1 protein-coding gene is annotated in these 2292 nt (G+C 68.0%); it reads left to right on the top strand.

What is annotated here, in order from left to right; translation table 11 throughout:
* Positions 1 to 251: 251 nt before the first annotated feature.
* Positions 252 to 2292, top strand: a 2041-nt coding sequence (locus BLW84_RS45900) for a hypothetical protein (RefSeq protein WP_218157781.1), incomplete at its 3' end; no start/stop codon positions are given.

Raw genomic sequence — 2292 nt, 5'->3', positions numbered from 1 at the left:
TGCTTCACGAGGCCGGCACTCAAATTCGCCAGAGATCTGGTGCTAATGAGAATGTGCCGAAAACGGGTTCTGTTGAGCGCCGGGCGTTGGCGGCCGAGTTGAAGACGAGGTACGAGGCCGATAAGGGAGTGACCGCACTCGACCTCGCGGTGGAGTACGATATCCCGTGGCGGATGGCCTATAGGTTGCTTCACGAGGCTGGCACTGAAATGCGGCGGCGACCCGTCCTCGGTTCGGCTGCGGGCGATGAATTGACGTTGTTGCTGATGGGCGACCTGGGGGAGTTGCTCGATCAGTCGCGGGGCGTAGCCGACGTGACCGAGGCCGATCTCGTCGCAGCGCTGGGCCTCGGGAACAACGAACCGGGCACCTTGGAAACCGCGCTGGACCACGACGGTGGTGCTCCTCATGCCAAGCGGGCGCGTTGGGAAAGCGGCGCCAGCGGCGCGGTGAACGCGCCATCGGAGGGGGCGTTGCTGGCGGCGCAGCGGACCTTCAGCGTTCTTAAGGCGGAGGTGCGGAGCCTTCCGGATGTCTCGCACAGCGATGTGGCGCTGAATTCGGTTGCGGCGTATGAGAATTTCCGGAACTCCTACGCCCGGGCACTGGATGCCGGCGACAGGGCGATGCAGGAGGCGCTGGAAGCGCAGTTGCGCATCGACCTGGCTGTCAAGCGCAACTCCGGCCTGCCGGGTGGTTCCCGCAGCGCCGGACAGTCCGCCGATGTCTTGTCGTCCCAGCCTGGGCCGAGTACGTCGAACCCGACCGCCACACGGGAGAAGGCGCCGCTGCCGATCAGCGACGTTGATCCCGGGCCGGGCATCTGGGGCGCCCCGGAGATTCGCGAGCAGGTGGGTCAGCACCTCGGCGTCGAACCGGAGGTTCTTGAATTCCTCCATCCGGATCTGGTCGAGGCGGGTTCGCCGGAGGAGATGGCTGGTGGGCTGAAGGAACTACTCGGCGACTACGGCCTGCTGCCCGCTGACCTTGAGGTGTTCCACGGGCAGATCGATCGGTTGGGGCGGGCGGATCTGGAGGGGTTCCGCGATTACCTGAACCGTCACCGTCTCACGGTGGAGGCCGCGCGGGCCGGCTCGCGTACCCGGGACCTGACGGCGAGTCTGCGGCAGTGGCGATTCCCGAACTACCAGCAGCTCGCCAACGTGCACCGTCCGAACCGGCGGAACCTGGCGGGGTTGTTCAGGTCCTGGCGGCTCGGCGTCGAGCCGGGCGCGTTCGGTTCGCGTGATCTGGCCTGGATGGCGCAGCAGGCCACCAGCCGGAAGCTGACCCGGGAACAGGCCGCGGACCTGGCGAAACAGGTCAAGACGCTGATGCACAACGGTCCGCTCCACCCCCGCCTGCGGGAGGCGGCGATCGAATGGGGCGTGTCGCCGCAAACCGTGAACGAGCTGGGGAAGAGGTTCAAGATCCAACCCCACAAGCTGAGGCTGTCATGGCTCGGGGATGTGCCGGTGGACCAGCAGCGCCGGATCGCGATCGTGGCGGTCCGCAACTGGCTGGACATGGCCGATTTGGCGGCCGACCGGCTGCGGTTCTTCTTCGACATGCCGCGGCTCGGCGCGGGGGAACTGGCCAGCTTCCGGGCATACCTGGACGGTGCGGACGGCCGCACCGACGAGTTCGGCAGGGTGCCTCTCAAGGTGGTGCGGGAGTGGTGGCAGAACCTGACGAAGGTGAGTGCTGAAAGCGCCACGCAGCGGGTGCTGCGCGAGAAGTTCCCGGATCTGGCGGCCAAGTCCTGGTTCGACCCGGAACACGACCCGGCCCGGCTCCAAGACCTGGCGGACCACCGGCTCGACGCGGAGCAACTCGGCAGGTTGGCCACGGCCCTGGGCCGCGTTCCCGACGAGTTGCCGCTGGTCGCGCAGAAGCAGAACGTGGACGTGCACACGCTGCTGTGGGCGGCCGCAGAGCTTGGCGTGGAGCCGTTGCCGCTGGCCAAGAACCTGGCGGAAACCCTGAACGCCGCTACGCGGGAGTTCGACGCGACCGGAACGAGGCCGTCCGATGTCCTGCGGGGCATCGCGGAGGCAGAAGGGCTGACGAGCCAGGCGGCGTGGGCCCAGCGAGTGCCGCGGCAGATGCCCCCGCCGATGGAGGCGGACGGCGAGGGCGTGGTGAAGTTCCCGCCGCCGCTGTACTCGGAGGCATCGTCGCCGTCGTACCAGGAACCCACCGGTGCCCCGCCGCAGTACGAGGCGCAGGAGGGCGAGCGGTCGGCGTCGGAGGGCTTGGATGCGGAGGCGAGCCGGCGGATCGCGAAGGGCA

It is taken from the genome of Saccharopolyspora shandongensis (genome assembly GCF_900106995.1).
Lineage (GTDB): Bacteria > Actinomycetota > Actinomycetes > Mycobacteriales > Pseudonocardiaceae > Saccharopolyspora > Saccharopolyspora shandongensis.
The sequence above is the reverse complement of the archived record's forward strand: the minus strand, read 5'-3'. Positions and strand labels throughout refer to the sequence as shown.